Origin of the sequence: Rhodovulum adriaticum, from assembly GCF_004345735.1 — a bacterium.
Taxonomy (GTDB): Bacteria; Pseudomonadota; Alphaproteobacteria; order Rhodobacterales; family Rhodobacteraceae; genus Rhodovulum; species Rhodovulum adriaticum.
On the sequence record NZ_SLXL01000014.1, the window covers coordinates 43,223 to 64,071 of the forward strand.

Below are 20,849 nucleotides of genomic sequence, written 5' to 3' on the forward strand. Positions count from 1 at the left end.
AGAGCGGCCCGGCTGGCCTATCGCACCCTCATGTGCAGCCAACACCCAACTTTCCCGTGACGCCGCGCGCGGGCTTTGTGCTGGGCGGTGAAACCATCGCCCCGGGCACCCGGCGCACCGTGGACCTGCCGGTTTCGGTGCTGTCCGATCACACGCCGGTCACCATGTCGGCCCATGTCGTCCATGGGCGCAGGCCCGGGCCGGTGGTCTTTGTCAGTGCGGGCGTCCACGGGGACGAGGTAATCGGCGTTGAAATCGTGCGCCGCCTGCTGGGCCTGCCGGTTCTGGCCACCCTGCGCGGCACGCTGATCGCGGTGCCTATCGTCAACGCCTTCGGCTTTCTGAACCTGTCGCGCTACCTGCCCGACCGGCGCGACCTGAACCGCTGCTTTCCAGGCTCGGCCGAGGGATCGATGGCCGCGCGGCTGGCGCATCTGCTGATGGAAGAGGTCGTGTCGCGTGCCGATCTGGGGATCGACCTGCATTCGGCTGCCGTGCACCGCACCAACCTGCCCCAGGTCCGCGTGGCGCCGGGCGAGGATGCGCCGATGCGCCTGGCCGAGATCTTTGCCGCGCCGGTGATCCTGCGCTCGGAATTACGCGAGGGATCGCTGCGGCAGGCGGCGGCGGCACGCGGTGTCGGCATGCTGTTGTACGAGGCGGGTGAGGGTCTGCGATTCGACGAAACCGCCGTGCGGGCCGGGGTGTCGGGCATCCTGCGGGTGCTGCACGACCGGGGCATGATCCCCGCGCGCGGCGTGCCGCGGGCGCGGCGGGCCTCGCTGGTGTGCCGGGCCTCGCGTTGGTTGCGCGCGCCGCAGGGCGGGTTGTTGCGCACCTTTCGGTCAGAGGGCGACGTGGTCGCCCCGGGTGAGTTGCTGGCCATCGTGTCCGACCCCTTCGGCGAGGTGGACGCCCCCATAACCGCGCCAGAGGCCGGTATCGTGGTGGGCCGCGCCGTGCTGCCCGTCGTGAACGAGGGCAATGCCGTTTTCCATCTGGCCTCCATCGCCTCGACCGACCATGCCGAGGATCGGATCGACGCGTGGAACGCAGAACTGGAGGCCGAAAAGCTGTTTGATGAGGACGAGATCCTCTAGCGCCGCGCGGGGCAGGGGCCTAGGCTGGCCGCATGTGTGGACGTTTCGCGTTGGCCCTGCTTGCCGATGAGGTGGCCCGTCAGTTTCAGGCGGCCCCAGTCAACGACCTGCCGGACCTGCCCGATTACAACATCTGCCCGACCACCCAGGTTCTGACCGTCACCGCCGCCGGCGGGGATCGCCAGTTGCGGCCCATGCGTTGGGGCTTCGTCCCGCATTGGTACAAGACCGCGACCGACGGCCCGTTGCTGATAAACGCTCGCGCCGAAACCATTGCGTCCAAGCCCGCCTTTGGCCAGGCCGCGCGGCAGCGGCGCTGTATCGTCCCGGCCAGCGGCTTCTACGAATGGCAAAAGGATGCCGAGGGCACCCGCCTGCCGTGGTATGTGCACCGCAGCGATCGCATGCCGATGGCCATGGCCGCGATCTGGCAGGACTGGGGCCCCGAGGGTGCGCGCCAGTCCACCTGTGCCATCGTCACCACCCAGGCCAACGCGGGGCTTGCCCATATCCACCACCGGATGCCCGTGATCCTAGAACCGGCGGACTGGCCGCTGTGGCTGGGCGAGGCGGGGCACGGCGCGGCGCGGCTGATGCGCCCCGCAGGTGCGGGCGTGGTGCATTGTCACCGGGTCGGGCGCGCGGTGAATTCAAACCGCGCCAGCGGGCCGGATTTGACACAGCCGATAGAGGATTGATCCGATCCCTGGGCCATGGCTGGGCCACAAATGCGTTTCGGGCGATGAACGGCAAAACCGGCGGATGCGTTGAAAAATGCGTTAGCTTCTGTTTTTCCGAAAAAGAGTTCTTTTCCTTTCCAGAATTGCATTATAGTCAGAGCGCGCACAGGAGGATTTGGAAAATGCCCGAACTGGAAAACATGTCGCTGAGCGAATTGAAGGCGTTGCGCAAGGATGTCGATGCCGCCATCGCCTCGTTCGAGGAGCGCAAGAAAGCCGAAGCCCGCGCCGCCCTTGAAGAAAAAGCGCGCGAGATGGGCTTTTCCCTGGATGAAATCGTCAAGGCCAAAGGCCGCCGCGCCAAGGTGCCCGCGAAATACCGCAACCCCGCCGAGCCCTCGCAAACCTGGAGTGGCCGGGGCCGCCGCCCGAAATGGCTGGAAGAGGCGCTGAACGCTGGCAAGTCGCTTGAGGATTTCCTGATCGGCTGATCTATCGGCGCGCCTCTATTGCAGCCCCGCATTAATAGGGCTGCTTAAGGTTCTTTTTCTCCTTTTGGGGGAAACCCGATCCGGAAAATCTTTTCTTGGGTGAAAAGGGCGTGCAAAAGAATGGTCTTGACCGGCGCGCGCGGCTGGCCTACCTCCGGGGTCCACGCGGGTATAGCTTAATGGTAAAGCCCCTGCCTTCCAAGCAGGCTATGTCGGTTCGATTCCGTCTACCCGCTCCATCCCGACCCTTGGCGTACACGGCGGCGTGAGCAGGATACGCTCTGCGCTTGTTGTCTGTCCCGACCGGCCCTAAAACCTGTTGGGAAAGGAATGGCCATGTCGCCCGGAGCGCCCCCCCTGGAAGATCGCGAAAAATCCCGCCGCATTGGCGCCCTGCGCGCGTTATGGCCCTTCGTGCTGCCCTATCGCAAGCTGCTGGCCGCCGCGCTGACCGCGCTGGTGGTGACGGCGGGTGTGTCGCTGGTGCTGCCGATGGCGGTGCGCCGTGTGGTGGATGGGTTCGAGACCGAGCAGGTCACCCAACTGGATGGCTATTTCGCCGCCGCCCTGGGGATCGCCGCGCTGTTCGCCCTGGGCACGGCGCTGCGGTACTATCTGGTGACGCGGTTGGGCGAACGGGTGGTCGCGGATATCCGCAACACCGTCTTTGACCGCATGATCGGGATGAGTCCTGCGTTTTTCGAGCGCATCATGACCGGCGAGGTTCTGTCGCGGATCACGACGGACACGACGCTGATCCTCAGCGTGATCGGGTCGTCGGTGTCGGTGGCGCTGCGCAACGTGCTGATCCTGTTCGGGGGGCTGTTGCTGATGCTGGCCACCTCGCCCAAGCTGACGGGCCTGGTGCTGCTGCTGGTGCCCGCGGTCATTGCGCCGATCGTGGTGCTGGGGCGGCGGCTGCGGGCGCTCAGCCGGGAAAATCAGGACTGGATCGCCGCGTCCTCGGGTAATGCGTCAGAGGCGCTGCTGTCCGCCCAGACGGTGCAGGCCTTTACGCACGAGGGCGCCAGCCGCCAGCATTTCCACGAGGTAACCGAGAAAAGCTATGTCGCCGCGCGCCGCCGCATCGGCACCCGTGCGGTGATGACCTCGATCGTGATCTTCCTGATCTTCGCGGGCATTGTCGGCGTGCTGTGGATGGGCGCGCGCGATGTCCGCGCCGAGGTGATGAGCACCGGCGAACTGGTCCAGTTCCTGATCTACTCCGTCATGGTGGCCGGTGCTGTCGGCGCCATGACAGAGGTTTGGGGCGAATTGCAGCGCGCCGCCGGGGCGACCGAACGGCTGGTCGAGTTGCTGCACGCCCATGACGCGGTACAGGATCCGCCCAGCCCCCGCCCGCTGTCCGCGCCGGTGCGCGGCGACATCCAGTTCCGGGATGTGCGGTTTGCCTATCCCTCGCGCCCGGAAACGCCGGCGCTGAACGGCGTCAGCCTGCATGTGAGGCCTGGGGAAACCGTCGCGCTGGTCGGTCCCTCGGGGGCGGGCAAATCGACCATCGTCCAGCTTTTGCTGCGTTTTTACGATCCGCAGTCGGGCGCCATTCTGCTGGACGGGGTGGATCTGCGCGACATGACGCGCAACACCTTCCGCCACCACATTTCGCTGGTGCCGCAGGATCCGGTGATCTTTGCCGAAACGGCGCGTGAAAACATCCGCTTCGGCCGCCCCGAGGCCACCGACGCCGAGGTCGAGGCCGCCGCCCGCGCCGCCGCCGCGCATGATTTCCTGTCCGCCCTGCCGGATGGCTATGACACCTTTGTCGGGGAACGTGGCATCATGTTGTCGGGCGGCCAGAAACAGCGCATTGCCATTGCCCGCGCCATCCTGCGCGACGCGCCCGTCCTGCTGCTGGATGAAGCGACATCGGCGCTGGATGCCGAATCCGAGCGTGCGGTACAGCACGCCGTGGACGAGATGGCCGCCAGCCGGACCACCCTGATCGTCGCCCACCGCCTGGCCACCGTGAAAAAGGCCGACCGCATCGTGGTCTTTGACCAGGGCCGGATCGTGGCCGAGGGCACGCATGAGGCACTGGTTGCCGAGGGCGGGCTGTACGCGCGGCTGGCCCGGCTGCAATTCACCGACGGTATCGTCGACGCGGCCTGAGCTGTCGCGCCTTTGTCTTCGAGAATCGGTTACGCTTTGCGGGCCTGTATTGGTTTGCTCGGAGGATGAGAGATGGGCCTGTGGAAATTCATGAAAGGCGCCGGCAAGCGGCTGTCCGGCCGCGCCGAGGCCGCCGAGGCGCCCAGCGAGGACGAGCTGAAGAAGGAAATCGCCGATCTGGGTCTTGAGGCCGAGGGCCTGGAGATTGCCGTTGAGGGCGACAAGGTCACCGTCAGCGGCGCGGCCGCCAGCCAGGAAGCCAAGGAAAAGGTCATCCTCGCCGTGGGCAATATCGCGGGCGTGGCCCAGGTCGAGGACGCGGCCGGCGGCACCGAGCCGGTGTTCCACACGGTCGAAGCGGGCGACTCCCTTTGGGCCATTGCGGAAAAAACCCTGGGCAACGGTGCGCGCTATACCGAGATCTTCGAGGCCAACCGCCCCATGCTGAGCGACCCCGACAAGATCTATCCCGACCAGGTCCTGCGCATTCCGCAGGGCTGATTCCGCCGCGGCAGCCCCCGTTCTGACGCAGCGTAGCGGGGGCGCCGCGACTTGCGGCGCGCGTCATTTCCTCGCATCCTGATTGCACGATCAGGGACGGCCCGAAGAAACGGGCCGCAGGGAGGAGAGACAATGGCCGCCTATGCCACCCGCGCCGATCGCGACGCGATCGAGGCTGAATCCGTATGGCATGCGCGCGATGTGCCGCGCAGCATGTATGATTTCCTGACCGCCGCGCGCGATTCCAACCCGGACGGGCCGGCGGTGTCGTTTCAACTGATGTCGGACCCGGGCGCGTCTGCCGAAACGCTCAGTTGGGCCGAATTGCACGAACAGGTTACCCGCGCGGCCAACCTGTTCCGCCGCCTGGGCGTTCGGGAAAATGACGTGGTAGCCTATGTGCTGCCCAACGCGACGGAAACGGTGGTGACCCTGCTGGGCGGCGCGGTGGCGGGCATCGTAAACCCGATCAACCCCCTGCTGGAACCCGAACAGATCGCTGCCATCCTGCGCGAGACCGGGGCCAAGGTGGTGGTCACGCTGAAATCCTTTCCCAAGACCGATGTCGCGCAAAAGGTGGCAGAGGCCGTGCGCCACGCCCCCAAGGTGGACACGGTGCTTGAGGTCGACCTGTTGCGCTATCTGGGCGGGGCCAAGCGGCTGATCGTGCCGCTGATCCGCCCGGCTAATCCCGACCGCAAGCATGCGCACGCGGATTACATCTGCTTCCGCAAGGCGCTGATGAAAGAGCGCGGCGACGCGCTGGATTTCCCCGACAGCCATGAGGACCGGATCGCCGCCTATTTCCACACCGGCGGCACCACCGGCATGCCCAAGGTGGCCCAGCACAAGGTGTCGGGCATGATCTACAATGGCTGGCTGGGCGCACGTCTTTTGTTCCGTCCGGACGACACGGTGATCTGTCCGCTGCCGATGTTCCATGTCTTTGCCGCCTATCCGGTGATGATGTCGGTCATCGCCTCGGGGGCGCATGTGGTGCTGCCAACGCCTGCGGGCTATCGCGGCGACGGCGTGTTCGACAATTTCTGGAAGCTGGTGGAACGTTGGGGCGTGACCTTTGTCATCACCGTGCCCACGGCCATCGCCGCGCTGATGCAGCGCAAGGTGGATGCGGACGTGTCCAGCCTGAAATACGCGTTTTCGGGGTCTGCGCCCCTGCCGGTGGAATTGTATAACCGCTTCGAAAAGGCGACCGGGATTACCATCTGCGAGGGCTACGGCCTGACCGAGGCCACCTGTCTGGTGTCGATCAACCCGCCCGACGGGCTGAAGAAGATCGGCTCGGTCGGGTTGCCCTTCCCCCATACCGAGGTGCGCATCCTGCATTTCGACAATGACGGGAATTTCGTGCGCGAATGCGAGACCGACGAGGTGGGCGAAATCTGCGTCTCAAACCCCGGCGTGTTCGAGGGATCGACCTACACCGAGGCGGAAAAGAACCGAAACCTGTTCGCCGAGGGCCGGTTCCTGCGCACGGGCGATCTGGGGCGGCTGGATGCGGACGGGTATCTGTTCATCACCGGGCGGGCCAAGGATCTGATTATCCGCGGCGGCCACAATATCGACCCCGCCGAGATCGAGGAGGCCCTGTCGGGCCATCACGACGTGGCCTTTGTCGGGGCCATCGGTCAGCCCGACAGTTTTGCTGGCGAATTGCCCTGCGCCTATGTGGAACTGGTGGACAGCGCCAACACCACGCCATTGGAATTGCTGGAATATGCCAAGGTGCATATCCACGAACGCGCCGCCATCCCCAAACATATCGAGATCCTGGACGAACTGCCCAAGACCGCCGTGGGCAAGGTGTTCAAACCCGACCTGCGCAAGCGCGCCATCGCGCGGGTCTATGACGCGGCCCTGGCCGAGGCCGGACATGCCGTCCGCGTGGCCGAGGTGGTCGAGGATCGCAAGCGCGGCCTGGTCGCCCGGCTGATACGCGAGGGCGAGGTCGACGACGAGGCCGTGTTGCACCTGCTGGGCAACTTTACCCGGCCTTGGGAATGGGCGGACTGACCGCGCGGGCCGTTTCGTCGTTCCGCCTCTCGGGGGCTGGCAGCAGATCGGCGATGGGCTGGTTCAGGATTTCGGCCTCGGCCCCGGCCAGCCGATCCAGCAACGCGGCCAGCCCCCCGGCCTGCGGTGCCCCCGCGCCCGCCGTCTGGCCCAGCGACAGGTTCAGATCCTGGGCCAGTTGCCTGATCTGTGTGCGGTGCAGATCGCGGGTCAGGCCGATCCCGCCCGCCTCGGTCGCCACGACGTAGCCCTTGGCCAGCAGGGTTTCCAGAACCGCCTCTCCGGTGCCCAGGGGGGCGATGTCGGCCAGCGCCTCGGCGTTGCTGACGCCGTCGTTGCGGGCCAGTTGGCCCAGCATGCCCATCGCGATGTCCAGCCGCCGCGCCGGCGTGGCCGGGCCTGCATCGGCCGCGCCCCGGCTATGCCACCAGTCCGGAAAGGCCGCGGCGAACAGCGCGCCGAAGATGATGACGCTCCATGACAGATAGAGCCAGACCAGAAAGATCGGGATCGCCGCCAGCGCGCCATAGATCGTGGCATAGGTGGACCCGCTGGTCAGGAAGGCGTTGAAGCCGATGCGCAGCACCTCAAAGCTCAGCCCGCTGATCGCCCCGCCCAGGGTCGCGTGGCGCAGCCGCACCGGGCGGGCGGGCACCAGCTTGAACAGCAGCGTCAGAAAGGCGATCTGTCCCAGGATCGCCAGCCCGCGCCGCGCCAGTGTGGCCGTCAGGCCCTGCGGCTCGGGCACCGGGCCGTCGCCCGCCCAACGGGCCGCAGCCCCCATCAGGTCCGAGGTCAGCGTGAAACTGGCCGCCAGCAGCAGCGGCCCCGCCGTCAGGATCGCCCAGAAGATCAGCAAGCGCAGCACCGGCGGGCGGGCCCGATCCACCCGCCAGATGCGGTTCAGCGTCGTTTCGATCGTGGACAGCAGCAACACCGCCGTCACCGCCAGGCCAACCACGCCAAAGGTGGTCAGGTTGCGCGCGTTCGCGGCGAAGGTGGCGATATGGGTTGACAGTTCCGCCCCGGCCTCGGGCACCAGGATACCCAGCAGGAAGGTTTCGATGCGCGTGGCCACCGACTCGAACGCCGGAAAGCCGGACAGGATCGCCAGCATGATGACCATCAGCGGCACCAGCGCCAGCAGCGTGGAATAGGTCAGCGCACCGGCGGCCAGGGTCAGCCCGTCGCTGCGGAACCGGCGCAGCGCGAAACGGATGAAATGGCCCAGGTCCGCAACCGCGCGGAGGGCGGGCCAGTCGGTGAATCTGGTCTTGCCGCTCATGCCTTGGGCTATAGCAGATCGGGGCGCGACCGTCGCCCCCGGGGCGCGGGCTTTGGCCTGTGGGTCTTTCGCGTTAGGGTGGCGCCGACCGGCAACTGACAGAGGCCCGCATGACCCATATCCTTGCCATCGACCAGGGAACGACCTCCAGCCGCGCGATCCTGTTCGATCGCGACATGACGGTGGTCTCCGCCGCGCAAGAGGAATTCCCCCAGCATTACCCCGCCAGCGGCTGGGTGGAACACGACCCCGCCGACCTGTGGGCGACGACCGCCGCCACATGCCGCGCCGCGATCGAGCGTGCAGGCCTGCATGCCGCCGATGTGGCGGCCATCGGCATCACCAACCAGCGCGAAACCACGCTGATCTGGGACCGCAAGACAGGCCGTCCGATCCATAACGCCATCGTCTGGCAGGACCGGCGCACCGCCGACACCTGCCGCACCCTGCGCAAGGCGGGGCACGAGGCGGCGGTGACCCAAATCACCGGCCTGCTGCTGGACCCCTATTTTTCCGGAACCAAGGTGAAATGGCTGCTGGACAATGTCGACGGCGCGCGGGCGCGGGCCGAGGCGGGGGAACTGGCCTTTGGCACGGTGGACAGCTGGCTGATCTGGAACCTGACCGGCGGGCAGGTGCATGTGACCGACGCCACCAACGCCGCGCGCACGATGCTGTTCGACATTCACCGCGGGGAATGGTCGGACCAGATGTGCGCCATGCTGGACATCCCCATGTCCCTGTTGCCCGAGGTGCGTGATTGCGCCGCCGATTTCGGCACCACGCGGGCCGACCTGTTCGGGCGGGAAATCCCGATCCTGGGCATTGCGGGCGACCAACAGGCCGCAACCATCGGGCAGGCCTGTTTCGCGCCGGGCATGCTGAAATCCACCTATGGGACGGGGTGCTTTGCGCTGTTAAACACCGGGGCCGATCCGGTGGCCTCGGACAACCGTTTGCTGACAACCATCGCCTATCAGTTGGACGGGCAGCGCACCTATGCGCTGGAGGGGTCGATTTTCGTCGCCGGGGCCGTGGTGCAATGGCTGCGCGATGGGCTGCGGATCATCCGCGCGGCCAATGAAACCCAAGCCCTGGCCGAAACCGCCGACGCGGGTCAGGACGTGGTGCTAGTGCCTGCCTTTACCGGGCTGGGCGCGCCCTATTGGAATGCCGAGTGTCGCGGCGCGGTCTTCGGGCTGACGCGCAATTCCGGCCCGGCGGAATTCGCCCGCGCGGCGCTGGAAAGCGTGGGCTACCAGACCCGCGACCTGCTGGAGGCGATGCAGGCCGATTGGGGTGCCGCGGGCGATACCGCGCTGCGCGTCGATGGGGGGCTGAGTGCGTCTGACTGGGCGATGCAGTTCCTGGCGGATATCACCGGGGCGCCGGTGGACCGCCCGAAGGTGCTGGAAACCACCGCGATGGGGGCCGCCTGGCTGGCCGGTCAGCGCGCAGGGATCTACCCGGGGATGCAGGAATTTGCGCAGGGCTGGGCGCTGGAACGCAGTTTCGCCCCCGCGATGGACAGTGATCAGCGCGAGGCCCGTTATGCCCGCTGGAAACGCGCCGTCGCCGCGACCATGGCCTTCTGAGATGGGGCCATTCGCCTTTCGCACCGCGGGCCGCATCCTGTTCGGCCGGGGAATGGCGGCGCAGGCCGCCGGTGAAATCGCAGCGCTTGGAACCCGCGTGCTGTTGGTGCGGGGCGGGCATGGCTTTGCCGATGTGCTGGCGGGTGACCTGACGGCGGCGGGCTGCGCGGTGCTGCAAATCCGTGGCCGGGGCGAACCGGACCTGCCCACGCTGGAGGATGCATTGGCGCAGGCCCACGCCTTTGGCCCCACGGTCGTCGTGGCCGTGGGCGGCGGGTCCGTCATCGACCTGGGCAAGGCGCTGGCCGCGCTGGTGCCCGCGCCCGGCCCGGTGCTGGACCACCTAGAGGTCGTGGGAAAGGGCCTGCCGCTGGTGGCCGCGCCGCTGCCCTTCGTCGCGCTGCCCACCACTGCGGGCACCGGGGCCGAGGTGACGAAAAACGCCGTGATCGGCGTGCCGGATCACGCCCGCAAGGTCAGCCTGCGCGACGATAGAATGCTGCCTGACCTGGCGCTGGTGGACCCGGCCCTGACCGACGATTGCCCGCGCGCGGTCACGCTGGCCTCTGGCCTGGATGCGGTGACACAGGTGATCGAACCCTATCTTTCGGCCAAGGCCAACCCGATGACCGACGCGCTGTGCGCCGCCGCGATCCCGCGCGGGCTGGCCGCACTGGCCCGGTTGATGCAGGCCGAGGATGCGGGCGCGCGCGACGACATGGCCTTGGTCAGCATGTGCGGGGGCATTGCGCTGGCCAATGCGGGGCTGGGCGCGGTGCACGGGCTGGCCGGTGTGATCGGCGGCCGGTACGGCGCGGCGCATGGGGCGATCTGCGGGCGGCTGCTGGTGCCGGTGTTGCGGACCAATGCGGCGGCGATGCGGGCGGCGGGTATGGATATGGCGCGCATGGCGCAGGTGCAGGGCTGGATCGGGGCGGTGTTTGGGGCCGATGATCCGCTGGCCCGGTTCCAGGGCTGGATCGACGTACAGGGCCTGCCGCGCATGGCCGATATGGCGCCGGGGCTGGCTGCGGCAGAGGTTGCGCAGGCCTCGGCCGCCTCATCCTCGATGAAGGGGAACCCGGTACCGCTGGACGCGGAAACCCTGGTTCAACTGCTGGAGAGCGCCTGACCCGTCTCCGTTGCACCCCGCCGCAAGGCCCCCCATATCCCTGCCGAACCGTTCAACCGAAAACATGGAGAGGCGAATGGGATACACGCGCACGGCGCTGTTGATGGCGGCGATGACCGGCCTGTTCATGGGGCTGGGCTATCTGTTGGGGGGCACGGGCGGCAGCCTGATCGCGCTGGTGATCGCGGCGGGCATGAACGTGCTGACCTGGTGGAATTCCGACAAGATGGTTCTGCGGATGCACAACGCCCGCCCCGTCGGGCCGGGGCAGGCCGCCGGGCTGCACCGGATGGTGGCAGAACTGGCGCAGAATGCCGGGCTGCCGATGCCCGCCGTCTATGTCATCGACGAGGATCAGCCCAATGCCTTTGCCACCGGGCGCAGCCCGGACAACGCAGCGGTGGCGGTAACGACCGGCCTGATGCGCACCCTGAACGAACAGGAACTGGCCGGGGTGATCGCCCACGAACTGGCCCATATCCGCAACCGCGACACGGCGATCATGACGGTCACGGCCACCTTTGCCGGGGCGATTTCCATACTGGCCAATTTCGCCCTGTTCTTTGGCGGGCGGCGCGAAGAGGGGCCGGGCATCGTGGCCACCATCGCGATGATGATCCTGGCGCCGATGGCCGCCGCGCTGGTGCAGATGGCGATCAGCCGCACCCGAGAATACGCCGCCGACAAGGCCGGGGCGGAAATCTGCGGCAACCCGTTGTGGCTGGCCTCGGCGCTGGAGCGTATCCAGCAGGGGGCCGCGCGGATCGACAATGACGCGGCCGAGCGGAACCCCGCCACCGCGCATATGTTCATCATCAACCCGTTGCACGCGCACAAGCGCGACAACCTCTTTGCCACCCACCCGGCGACCGAGAACCGCATCGCCGCGTTGCGCCAGATGGCGGGCGCGGGCGCGTTGCGGCCCCGGACCACCGCCCAGCCCTGGGGGCAGCCGGCGAAACGGTCCGGCCCCTGGGGCTGATTACGGGCAGACGGGCAGCGCGGCCGGGCGCCCCGGCGCGGTGAACAGGCGCAGCGTCACGGGTTTGCCACGGCTGTAGTTGAACCCCGAAACTTGGGTCACGCCGGGTTGGCCCGGCGGCAGGTCCGCGCCGCCATCGGGCAGCTTGGACAGTTCGATCCAGGCAAAGCGGCCCGGGGATTGGGCCAGGATGTCCAGCGCCTGTTGCGCATCCACCATCTGTGTGTGCCGTCCCAAGTGGAACACCGCGCTTGGTTCGGGATAGCCCACCACGATTGCCGGGCCGCGCAGGCAGGCATGCTGTGCGGTGGCCTGGGCCAGGCGCGGGCTGACCCACAGATCGGTCGCGCGGGGCAGGGCGACGGCGACCAGCGTCCAGACCATCACCAGCGCCGACAGCCCGGTCGCGGCCAGCCCCGTGGCCGTGCGCGCCCTGAACAGCCAGACCAGCCCGGCCATGCCAAGCGCCAGCGCGGTCAGCGCCCCGGCGATTGTCGCGGGCGCGGCGCCATCGCCGGCGGCCATTGGCAATGCGATGCAGGCACCGGCCAGGATCAGTGCGCCGGGCAGCCACCCCGCCGCCCCGGCCCAGCCCGCGATCCCGGCAAAGCGCCGCTCGCCCCGCAGCAGGGCCATCGCCGCCGCCCCCGCGATCAGCAGCAGCGCAGGATACAGCGGCAGCGGGTAATGCAACAGCTTGGTCGGCACCGCCTCCAGCAGCAGCCATCCGGGCACAGCCCAGCCCAGCAGGAACAGCATCTCGGGGCTGCGGCGGCGTTGCCAGGCCAGCGCCGCGGCCAGGGGTGCCAGCACCGTCCACGGCCAGAAGGTCAGCCAGAATGCCAGCAGGTAGCTGCCCGGCGGCGCGCCGTGGCTTTCCTGTCCGCCCGCGATCTTGGCCGACAGATCGGTGCCCAGCGAGGCGGCCAGGAACTGCCCCTCGCTGACCCACAGGATCGCCACATACCACGGCAGCGCCAGCAACAGCGCCCAGGCCAGGCCGGGCAGCGGGCGCAGGGCGCCCAGCCAGCGCAGCCGCCGGGTGAAAAGCGCCACGGTCAGGATCGCCCCCAGAATGGGGGGCAGCACCAGCGGCCCCTTTATCAGCAGCCCCGCCGCCAGCGCCGTCCAAAAGATGGCCGGTACGCCCCAGCCGCGCACCTGCCCCAGCCAGGCCCGCGCCAGCGCCCCCATGGCCAGGATCGTGGCCAGGTGCAGCGCCGCGTCGGTCTTGGCGATCCGCGCCTCGACCTGCAAAAGGAACAGCGCGGCCGCCATCGCCCCGGCCAGCCAGGCCGCAGGCCCGCCCACCAGCGGACGCCCGGCCCAGCCCAGGGCCAGGCAGGCCAGCACCGCCGCCGCCAGCGAGGGCAGGCGGTAGACCCAGATATCGCCCGCATGGTCCGGGCCCGCGGCGCGCAGCGCGGCGGCCTGCGCCCAGTAGATGCCCGCCGGTTTCTTGTGGCGGGGTTCCTCTTGAAAACGGATGTCGATCCAGTCGCCGCTCTCTGCCATCTGGCGGCTGGCCTGGGCATAGCGGGCCTCGTCCCGGTCGGTGACGGGCAACTGGTCCAGCCCCGGGGCAAAGGCCAGCAGGGCCAGCAGCAGGATCAGCAGCAGGATCAGCAGCGGGGCCAGACGGCGGGCCAACGTTCGCATTTTCGGCCTATCCGGGGTTGCGCGTCGCGGCGGCGCGGGCCTCGCGCCGGATCAGCATCAGGTTGCGGGTATAGACGATCAGCCCGGTGGACTGCCCGATGATAAATACCACGTCCTGACGGTACAGCGCATAGGCAAACAGGATCGCTCCGCCCAGGATCGACAGGTACCAGAAGGCGACCGGCACATAGGACCGGCCCGCCCGTTCCGAGGCGATCCATTGCACCAGAAAGCGCGCGCCGAAGGTCAGTTGCGCTGTCAGGCCCAGAACGACCCACCAGAATTCGGTCCAGCTGTCGATGGACAGGAATGAAAACAGGCTTTCCTGCATGGCCGCCCCCGGGGCTTGTTCGCGTTTCGCCCGCTATAGGGCCTATTGCGCTGCAAAGACAGCCCCCATCCCGGGCCGGGGCGGCGATGGGCCGGATTTCGCGCCCGGACCGGTGGAAACGGCGCATCACTCGGGTATGAATGGGGCAACCAACAGCCGGGGAGAGTGGCGATGAAACTGATGCGCGTGGGGCAGGTCGGGCAGGAACGGCCCGCGGTGATGGATGCGGACGGGCAGATCCGCGATGTGTCCGGGCATTTCCCGGATTTCGACAATCTCAGCGTGGCGCCGGAATCCCTGCAGGCCCTGCGCGGGTTGGATCTGGCCGCGATGCCGGTGGTGGCACCGGGCACCCGGATCGGCCCCTGCCTGGCGGCGGTGCCGAATTTCTACTGCATCGGGTTGAACTACGCGCAGCACGCGGCGGAATCGGGGATGGCCCCGCCAAGCGCGCCGATCCTGTTTTCCAAGGCCAGCACGGCGCTGGCCGGGCCGTTCGATCCGGTGGTTCTGCCCGCAGGCGTGGACAAGGCCGACTGGGAGGTGGAGCTGGGCGTGGTGATCGGGCGGTCTGCCTTCCGCGTGACGCAGGGCGACGCGCTGGCCCATGTCGCGGGCTATTGCGTGGTCAACGACCTGTCCGAACGCGCCTATCAGATGGATCACGGCGGCCAGTGGATCAAGGGCAAGTCGCTGCCCGGCTTCGGTCCCATCGGGCCGTGGCTGGTCACCGCCGACGAGGTGCCCGACCCCCAGGCGCTGCGCCTGACGCTGGACCTGAACGGGGAGCGGGTGCAGGACGGCGGCACCGACGACATGATCTTTTCGGTTGCGCAGATCGTCAGCCATCTCAGCCAGTTCCTGCGGCTGGTGCCCGGCGACATCATCGCCACCGGCACGCCCGCAGGCGTGGGTATGGGGATGAAACCGCAGCGTTTCCTGCGCCCCGGCGACGTGATGGAACTGGAGGTCGAGGGGCTGGGCCGTCAGCGGCAAGAGGTCGTGGCGGGCTGAGCACCGCATCGGCGGCGGCCCGGGCTGGTCGCCCGGGCCATAATCGAAAAGGCCGTGACCTCAGGCGAAGCGCACCTCTCGGTCCAGCGGCATTTGCCGTATCCGCTGCCCGGTCGCGGCAAAGATCGCGTTGGCCAGTGCGGGGGCGGCGGGGGGCACGGTGGGTTCCCCAATGCCGCGCACCGTGTCGCCGGTTTCCAGCGCGCGCACCATGATTTCCGGGCATTCGGTGATGCGCATCGCCGGATAGGTGTCGAAATTCTCCTGCTCTGGGCGGCCATCGGCATAGGTCAGCGCCGCGCCGATGGCGTGGCCCAGCCCCCAGATCACGCCACCGTGCATCTGGTTTTCGATATTCACCGGGTCCAGCACGCGGCCCACATCTGCGGCGGCAAAGGCCCGCGCAATCCGCAGGCCCCGGGGCGTCTGGCGAACCTCGACCACCTCGGCGCAGGGCACGCCGAAGGACAGGCAAAAGGCCAGCCCGCGCGCGGCGCCTTCGGGCAGGGGGCTGCCCCAGTTCGACATTTCGCCCACCGCCTCCAGCACGGCGCGGGACGGCGCATGGGTGCACTGGCGCAACCGTTCCTCCAGCGGGTCGGCGCCGGCGGCGTGGATCAACTCGTCCAGCAGGCATTCGTGGAAGAACGCGTTGCCCGACGCACCGACCGAACGCCAGGAACTGACCGGCACCGTTTCCGGCGCGCGATAGCCCGTGACGCGGTAATGCGGGATCGCCAGCGGCTGGTCCCAGGCGCCGTTGACGATGGCGGTGTCGGCCCCCAGCGGGTTCAGTCCCAGGCGCCCCATCTGCGAGGCGCTGACCGAGGGCGCCGCGATCGACAGGTCAAGTGCTGCCACGCGCCCCCCCTCGACCCGACCCTGTCCGCGCGCGATGGCGGCGGGGCGGGGGAAGTCGTGGGTCATGTCCTCTTCGCGGGTCCAGGTCATCTTGACCGGGCGGCCGGGTACGACGCGCGCCAGCAGAACGGCCTGGGCGATGAAATCATCCTCCAGCCGGCGGCCGAAACTGCCGCCCATGGGCAACGCGCTGAGGACGATCCGGTCTTTGGGCAGGCCGGTCAGTTCCGCCGCCGTGTCGATGGCAAAGCGCGGGATCTGGGTGCCCGCGCGGATTTCCAGGCCCCGGTCGGTCAGCCAGGCAAAGGCGGTCATCGGTTCCAGCGGCGCGTGCGCCAGGAAGGGCACGCGGTATTCGGCCGTGATGTCCGCGCCCTGGGCCAGCGCCTGTTCCACGTCGCCGTCATCCTTTAGCCGGCTGTCCTGCGCATCGTCGGTAAAGGCGCCGGCGATACTGTCGAACAGGGCCTGGGTCGTGGCGGGGTGGGCGGCAGGCCCCCAGTCAAATTCGATTGCCTGCGCGGCCTGCATCGCGCGCCATGTATTGTCGGCGATCACGCCCGCGCCGCCGGGCAGGGGCACCACCTTGACCACGCCGCGCATCGCCTCGGCCGTGCTGGCGTCAAACCCGTTGAGTTCGCCGCCCCGGCGCGGGTTGGTGCGCACGGTGGCGTGCAGCATGCCCTTGGCCCATTCGTCGATGCCATAGCGTGCGGTGCCGGTCGATTTTGCTACGATGTCCAGCCGCTGCATCGGTTTGCCCAGCAGGCGCCAGTCGGCCGGATCCTTCAGCGCCACGTTGCGCGGGCGCGGCACCCGGCGGGCATAGGGGGCCAGTTCGGTATAGGGCAGGGCGGTGCCGTCGGGGGCGACTACCGCGCCCGCGCGCGTGGTCAATTGATCCTCTGCCACGCCCAGACGGTTGGCGGCGGCGGCCACCAGCATCGCGCGCGCGGTCGCGCCCGCCTGGCGCAGCCGGTCATAGGCATCGGGCACGGTGGACGACCCGCCGGTGATTTGCAGGCCCATCAGCTTGCTGACCGTCTTGCCAAAGCCGCGCGCCACACCGGCCTGCCAGCCGTCATCGGTGGCGGCAAAGGGCATGCCCTCGGCCACGATGGCGGCGTTGTAATAGGCGGGCGCGGGCGGGCCGGGATCGGTGCGGATTTCGTCCCAGGCCACGTCCAGCTCCTCGGCCAGCAGGGCCGCCTGAACCGAGGTCGCGCCCTGCCCCATTTCCGCGCGCGGTGTAATCAGCGTGACGCCGCGCGCGTCGACCAAAACATAGGCGGTCAGCGGCGTGATAGCACGCGGCAGTTCATCGGCCAGCGGAAAGGCATAGGGCTGTTCCAGCGAATACCAGCCCACGGCAAAGCCGCCCGCCACCGTGGCCGTGCCCAACAGGAAGGTGCGCCGCGCGATCTTGGCCCCTTTGCCCATGGCTTAACCCTCCTGCATCTTTTGCGCCGCGGTTTTCACGGCGGCCTGGATGCGCGGGTAGGTGCCGCAGCGGCACAGGTTGCCCCACAGCGCATCCTTGATCTGGTCGTCGGTCGGGGCGGGGGTTTCGGCCAGCAGGGCGGCGGCGGTCATGATCTGGCCCGACTGGCAATAGCCGCATTGCGCCACCTGGTGTTCGATCCAGGCGGCCTGCACCGGGTGGGGGGCGTCGGGTGTGCCCAGCCCCTCGATCGTGGTGATGGGTCCGGCGACATCGCCCACGGGCAGCTGGCAGGATTGCATCGCCACCCCGTCCACATGCACCGTGCAGGCCCCGCATTGCGCCGCGCCGCAGCCGTATTTCGTGCCGGTCAGCCCCAGCATGTCGCGCAGCACCCACAGCAGCGGCATGTCCGGTTCGACGTCGATGTCGATTTCGGTTCCGTTCACCGTCAGTTTCAAAACCAATCCTCCTGGCGGTCGCAACGAGTCGCCTATGCTTTGTGCACCTTAGGGCGGCAGGGTGGCAATTCATCCCCACCGCCAATCAAATACGGCAGACCCGTCACGATCCGTCGCGAATCCGCAGGCCCGGCTTGCAGCCCGGCGGGTTTTCCGCACATATCCCGCTAACGCCCCTATATCCCTAGCCCCGGAGGCCGCCCCGTGACTGCCGCTGATCTGCGCGCGAGCATCTTGCGTCACCTGACCTATTCGCTCGGCAGCGATGCCGACCATGCGACACAACATGACTGGCGCATTGCGCTGTCTCTGGCGGTGCGCGACCGGCTGGTTGAAAGCTGGTTCACCGCGTCGCGCGCGACCCGCGCGGCCGGGGCCAAGCGGGTCTATTACCTGTCGATGGAATTCCTGATCGGCCGCCTGCTGGAGGATGCCATCGTCAACCTGCGGCTGGAGGACGAGGCGCGCGAGGCGCTGAACGGCCTGGGGCTGGACCCCGTGACGGTGATCCAGGACGAACCCGATGCCGCCCTGGGCAATGGCGGTTTGGGGCGCCTGGCGGCGTGTTTCATGGAATCGCTGTCCACCTTGTGCGTGCCGGCCTTTGGCTACGGTATCCGCTATGAACACGGCCTGTTCCGCCAGTCCTTCGAAGAGGGGCGTCAGGTCGAGGCCCCCGAAGAGTGGCTGACCCAATACCACGCCTGGGAGTTCGAGCGCCGCGACGTGCGGTTCAAGATGTGTTTCGGCGGCGAGGTGGTCGAAGAGGGCGGCAAGACGGTCTGGCACGGGGACCAGGCGGTGATGGCGCAGGCCTTTGACACGCCGATCATCGGCTGGCAGGGGCGGTGGGCGAACACCCTGCGCCTGTGGTCGGCGCAGCCGCTGCACGGGTTCGATCTGGACCGCTTCAACCGCGGGGAATACGCGGCGGCGGCAGAGCCCGAGGCGCTGGCCCGCACCATTTCCCGCGTGCTGTATCCCGACGACACGACCGAACAGGGCAAGGAACTGCGGCTGAAGCAGGAATATTTCTTCACCGCCGCGTCCTTGCGCGACATCCTGCGCCGGTTCGAGGCCGAGGGCGGCCAGCTTGCCGATTTGCCGAAACGCGCGGCCATTCAGTTGAACGACACCCACCCCGCGATTGCCGGGCCGGAACTGGTGCGCCTGCTGCATGACGAACGCGGCATGCCGCTGGATCAGGCCATCGCCACCGCGCGCGGCTGCCTGTCCTACACCAACCACACCCTGATGCCCGAGGCGCTGGAGCGCTGGTCCGAGGGGTTGATGCGTTCCCTGCTGCCCCGCCACATGCAACTGATCGAACGGATCGACGCCGCCCACGCCGCCGAGCAGCCCTCGCGCAATGTCAGCCTGAGCAGTGATGGCGAGGTGCGCATGGGCGAGCTGGCCTTCGTCATGGCGCACAAGGTCAACGGCGTGTCCGCCCTGCATACCGACCTGATGAAACAGACGGTCTTTGCCGAACTGCACCGCCTGCACCCCGACCGTATCGTGAACGAAACCAACGGCGTGACGCCGCGCCGCTGGCTGCTGTCGGCCAACCCGCGCCTCAGCGCGCTGATTACCGACACGATTGGCGTGGATTGGGCCCACGACCTGGAACAGTTGGAAAGGCTGGAACCCAGCCTGACCGATCCCGCCTTCCTGGATGCCTATGCCGCCGCCAAGCGGGCGAACAAGGTCGATCTGTCGGACTGGCTGGCCGCAGAATACGGGCTGTCGGTCGATCCCGACGCGATGTTCGACGTGCAGATCAAGCGCATCCACGAATACAAGCGCCAGCACCTGAACATCCTGGAAACCATTGCGCTGTGGCGCGACATCAAGGCCAACCCGGATGGCGATTGGGTGCCGCGGGTCAAGATCTTTGCCGGCAAGGCCGCGCCGGGGTATTTCTTCGCCAAGGAGATCATCCGCCTGATCAACGACGTGGCCGCCGTCATCAATGCCGACCCGGTGACGAACAAGTATCTCAAGGTGATCTTCCTGCCGAACTACAATGTCAGCCTCGCGGAACGGCTGATCCCGGCCGCGGACCTGTCCGAACAGATTTCCACCGCGGGCAAAGAGGCGTCCGGCACCGGCAACATGAAATTCGCCCTGAACGGCGCACCCACCATCGGTACACTGGACGGGGCCAACGTGGAAATCCGCGACCGGGTGGGGGCGCGCAACTTCTTCCTGTTCGGGATGACCGCTGACGAGGTCGAGGCCCGCCGCGCCGTGCCCGATCATGCCCGCCAGGCCATCGCCGCCGACCCGCGCCTGTCCGGCGCATTGATGGAGATTTCGCGCGGCACCTTCTCGCCCGCCGAGCGGCACCGCTATCGCGGGGTCGTGGCCAATCTTTCGGGCGATGACTACTTCCTGGTATGCTCCGATTTCACGGCCTATTGGGATGCGCAGCGCCGGGCGGATGCGGCCTTTGCCGATGCGGATGGCTGGCGGCGGATGGCGGCCTGCAATACCGCGCGGTCCGGCTGGTTCTCTTCGGATCGCACGATCCGGGGGTACATGTCCGACATTTGGGACGTTGCGCCGCTGGACCCCTGAAAAGCGGCGCTAGGCAAGGCCGGGCTTCGCGCCTAGGGTGGGACCATGACCCGCAGGACACCCCCCGATACCACCGCCTTTCCCGCCCCCGATCAGGCCCGCCGGGTGCAGGCGGGCCTGCATGACGATCCCTTCGCGGTGCTGGGACCACACATGCATCAGGGGGGGCGGCACGTGGCGGTGTTCCACCCCGGCCTGGCCACGCTTGAGGCGCTGACCGACGACAAGGTTTACGCCCTGTCGCGGCACCCTGACGCCCCCGACCTCTTTTCCGGCCCTTTTCCTTGCGCTGGTGTTTACCGTCTGCGCGCCACTGACGGGGATGGGCATGTTTGGGACTTCGACGATCCCTATCGGTTTGGTCCTGTGATCGGCGAGATGGATGAGTACCTGCTGGGCGAGGGGACGCATCAGCGTTTGTGGCAGGTTCTGGGGGCGCATGTTCTGGTGCATGAGGGGGTTTCGGGCACGCATTTTGCGGTCTGGGCGCCGAATGCGCGGCGGGTTTCCGTCGTGGGCCCCTTCAACCAGTGGGACGGGCGGCGCCATCCGATGCGGCGGCGCGGTGCGAC

The 20,849-nt window shown here is 67.9% G+C and carries 17 protein-coding genes and 1 tRNA gene; 13 read left to right on the forward strand and 5 right to left on the reverse strand.

The window, feature by feature from the left end:
- Nucleotides 1-56: 56 nt before the first annotated feature.
- The 7 genes from EV656_RS14415 to EV656_RS14445 all read left to right on the forward strand — a co-directional run bounded on the left by EV656_RS14415 (nucleotide 57) and on the right by EV656_RS14445 (nucleotide 6,936).
- Nucleotides 57-1,100 carry a succinylglutamate desuccinylase/aspartoacylase family protein gene (locus EV656_RS14415; RefSeq protein WP_132605371.1) on the forward strand — a complete coding sequence of 348 codons (1,044 nt, stop codon included), beginning with the start codon at nucleotides 57-59 and terminating at the stop codon, nucleotides 1,098-1,100.
- A 32-nt stretch (nucleotides 1,101-1,132) separates the two neighbouring features.
- Nucleotides 1,133-1,798, forward strand: coding sequence for an SOS response-associated peptidase (locus EV656_RS14420; protein WP_132605342.1), 666 nt, complete (start codon nucleotides 1,133-1,135; stop codon nucleotides 1,796-1,798).
- Nucleotides 1,795-2,271, forward strand: a complete 477-nt coding sequence (locus EV656_RS16940) for an H-NS histone family protein (RefSeq protein WP_306666784.1) — start codon at nucleotides 1,795-1,797, stop codon at nucleotides 2,269-2,271. Before EV656_RS14420 ends, EV656_RS16940 begins: the two co-directional genes overlap by 4 nt.
- Nucleotides 2,272-2,436: 165 nt before the next feature.
- Nucleotides 2,437-2,510: transfer RNA gene (locus tag EV656_RS14430), tRNA-Gly, on the forward strand.
- 91 nt (nucleotides 2,511-2,601) lie between these two features.
- Nucleotides 2,602-4,401 (forward strand): ABC transporter transmembrane domain-containing protein, encoded by a 1,800-nt coding sequence (locus EV656_RS14435; RefSeq protein WP_165919020.1) that lies wholly within the window; start codon nucleotides 2,602-2,604, stop codon nucleotides 4,399-4,401.
- 72 nt (nucleotides 4,402-4,473) lie between these two features.
- A complete protein-coding gene (gene lysM / locus EV656_RS14440) occupies nucleotides 4,474-4,902 on the forward strand; it encodes a peptidoglycan-binding protein LysM (RefSeq protein ID WP_132605344.1) in 429 nt (142 codons plus the stop codon).
- Between the two features lie 132 nt (nucleotides 4,903-5,034).
- Nucleotides 5,035-6,936, forward strand: coding sequence for an acyl-CoA synthetase (locus tag EV656_RS14445; protein ID WP_132605345.1), 1,902 nt, complete (start codon nucleotides 5,035-5,037; stop codon nucleotides 6,934-6,936).
- Here EV656_RS14445 and EV656_RS14450 read toward each other — a convergent pair.
- A complete protein-coding gene (locus EV656_RS14450) occupies nucleotides 6,908-8,221 on the reverse strand; it encodes a YihY family inner membrane protein (protein WP_132605347.1) in 1,314 nt (437 codons plus the stop codon). The genes EV656_RS14445 and EV656_RS14450 overlap by 29 nt on opposite strands.
- A gap of 110 nt (nucleotides 8,222-8,331) precedes the next feature.
- On the opposite strand from EV656_RS14450, the gene glpK reads away from it, so the two are divergent.
- The 3 genes from glpK (at nucleotide 8,332) to htpX (ending at nucleotide 11,930) form a co-directional block, all read left to right on the forward strand.
- On the forward strand, nucleotides 8,332-9,816 hold the full coding sequence (glpK, locus tag EV656_RS14455; RefSeq protein ID WP_132605349.1) for a glycerol kinase GlpK: 1,485 nt from the start codon (nucleotides 8,332-8,334) through the stop codon (nucleotides 9,814-9,816).
- Between the two features lies 1 nt (nucleotide 9,817).
- The gene (locus EV656_RS14460; protein WP_132605351.1) at nucleotides 9,818-10,948 is read left to right on the forward strand and encodes an iron-containing alcohol dehydrogenase; all 1,131 of its coding nucleotides are present in this window, start codon (nucleotides 9,818-9,820) and stop codon (nucleotides 10,946-10,948) included.
- A gap of 76 nt (nucleotides 10,949-11,024) precedes the next feature.
- Nucleotides 11,025-11,930: a zinc metalloprotease HtpX gene (gene htpX / locus EV656_RS14465; protein WP_132605353.1), complete on the forward strand. Its 906-nt coding sequence runs from the start codon at nucleotides 11,025-11,027 to the stop codon at nucleotides 11,928-11,930.
- On the opposite strand, the gene EV656_RS14470 is transcribed toward htpX, so the two are convergent.
- A complete protein-coding gene (locus EV656_RS14470; RefSeq protein WP_132605355.1) occupies nucleotides 11,931-13,589 on the reverse strand; it encodes an ArnT family glycosyltransferase in 1,659 nt (552 codons plus the stop codon).
- A gap of 7 nt (nucleotides 13,590-13,596) precedes the next feature.
- Entirely contained in the window at nucleotides 13,597-13,920 is a 324-nt protein-coding gene (locus tag EV656_RS14475; RefSeq protein ID WP_132605357.1) for a lipid-A-disaccharide synthase N-terminal domain-containing protein, read from the reverse strand.
- Between the two features lie 171 nt (nucleotides 13,921-14,091).
- Between EV656_RS14475 and EV656_RS14480 the strand changes: the two genes are divergently transcribed.
- On the forward strand, nucleotides 14,092-14,934 hold the full coding sequence (locus EV656_RS14480; protein WP_132605359.1) for a fumarylacetoacetate hydrolase family protein: 843 nt from the start codon (nucleotides 14,092-14,094) through the stop codon (nucleotides 14,932-14,934).
- Between the two features lie 60 nt (nucleotides 14,935-14,994).
- Here the strand turns inward: EV656_RS14480 and EV656_RS14485 are convergent, their stop codons facing one another.
- On the reverse strand, nucleotides 14,995-17,235 hold the full coding sequence (locus tag EV656_RS14485; RefSeq protein WP_132605361.1) for a xanthine dehydrogenase family protein molybdopterin-binding subunit: 2,241 nt from the start codon (nucleotides 17,233-17,235) through the stop codon (nucleotides 14,995-14,997).
- A 3-nt stretch (nucleotides 17,236-17,238) separates the two neighbouring features.
- Nucleotides 17,239-17,697, reverse strand: a complete 459-nt coding sequence (locus EV656_RS14490; RefSeq protein WP_132605363.1) for a (2Fe-2S)-binding protein — start codon at nucleotides 17,695-17,697, stop codon at nucleotides 17,239-17,241.
- Nucleotides 17,698-17,901: 204 nt separating this feature from the next.
- On the opposite strand from EV656_RS14490, the gene EV656_RS14495 reads away from it, so the two are divergent.
- Both EV656_RS14495 and EV656_RS16825 read left to right on the forward strand, forming a co-directional pair.
- Nucleotides 17,902-20,277, forward strand: a complete 2,376-nt coding sequence (locus tag EV656_RS14495; RefSeq protein ID WP_132605365.1) for a glycogen/starch/alpha-glucan phosphorylase — start codon at nucleotides 17,902-17,904, stop codon at nucleotides 20,275-20,277.
- A 45-nt stretch (nucleotides 20,278-20,322) separates the two neighbouring features.
- A partial coding sequence (locus EV656_RS16825; RefSeq protein ID WP_425057188.1) for a GlgB N-terminal domain-containing protein occupies nucleotides 20,323-20,849 on the forward strand: 527 nt, incomplete at its 3' end.

What these genes read in the sequence shown, in the direction of transcription:
- EV656_RS14420 (WP_132605342.1), top strand. Translation starts at nt 1,133, where the DNA reads ATGTGTGGACGTTTCGCGTTGGCCCTGCTTGCCGATGAGGTGGCCCGT.
- EV656_RS14435 (WP_165919020.1), top strand. Translation starts at nt 2,602, where the DNA reads ATGGCCATGTCGCCCGGAGCGCCCCCCCTGGAAGATCGCGAAAAATCC.
- lysM (WP_132605344.1), top strand. Translation starts at nt 4,474, where the DNA reads ATGGGCCTGTGGAAATTCATGAAAGGCGCCGGCAAGCGGCTGTCCGGC.
- EV656_RS14445 (WP_132605345.1), top strand. Translation starts at nt 5,035, where the DNA reads ATGGCCGCCTATGCCACCCGCGCCGATCGCGACGCGATCGAGGCTGAA.
- EV656_RS14450 (WP_132605347.1), bottom strand. Translation starts at nt 8,221, where the DNA reads ATGAGCGGCAAGACCAGATTCACCGACTGGCCCGCCCTCCGCGCGGTT.
- glpK (WP_132605349.1), top strand. Translation starts at nt 8,332, where the DNA reads ATGACCCATATCCTTGCCATCGACCAGGGAACGACCTCCAGCCGCGCG.
- EV656_RS14460 (WP_132605351.1), top strand. Translation starts at nt 9,818, where the DNA reads ATGGGGCCATTCGCCTTTCGCACCGCGGGCCGCATCCTGTTCGGCCGG.
- htpX (WP_132605353.1), top strand. Translation starts at nt 11,025, where the DNA reads ATGGGATACACGCGCACGGCGCTGTTGATGGCGGCGATGACCGGCCTG.
- EV656_RS14470 (WP_132605355.1), bottom strand. Translation starts at nt 13,589, where the DNA reads ATGCGAACGTTGGCCCGCCGTCTGGCCCCGCTGCTGATCCTGCTGCTG.
- EV656_RS14475 (WP_132605357.1), bottom strand. Translation starts at nt 13,920, where the DNA reads ATGCAGGAAAGCCTGTTTTCATTCCTGTCCATCGACAGCTGGACCGAA.
- EV656_RS14480 (WP_132605359.1), top strand. Translation starts at nt 14,092, where the DNA reads ATGAAACTGATGCGCGTGGGGCAGGTCGGGCAGGAACGGCCCGCGGTG.
- EV656_RS14485 (WP_132605361.1), bottom strand. Translation starts at nt 17,235, where the DNA reads ATGGGCAAAGGGGCCAAGATCGCGCGGCGCACCTTCCTGTTGGGCACG.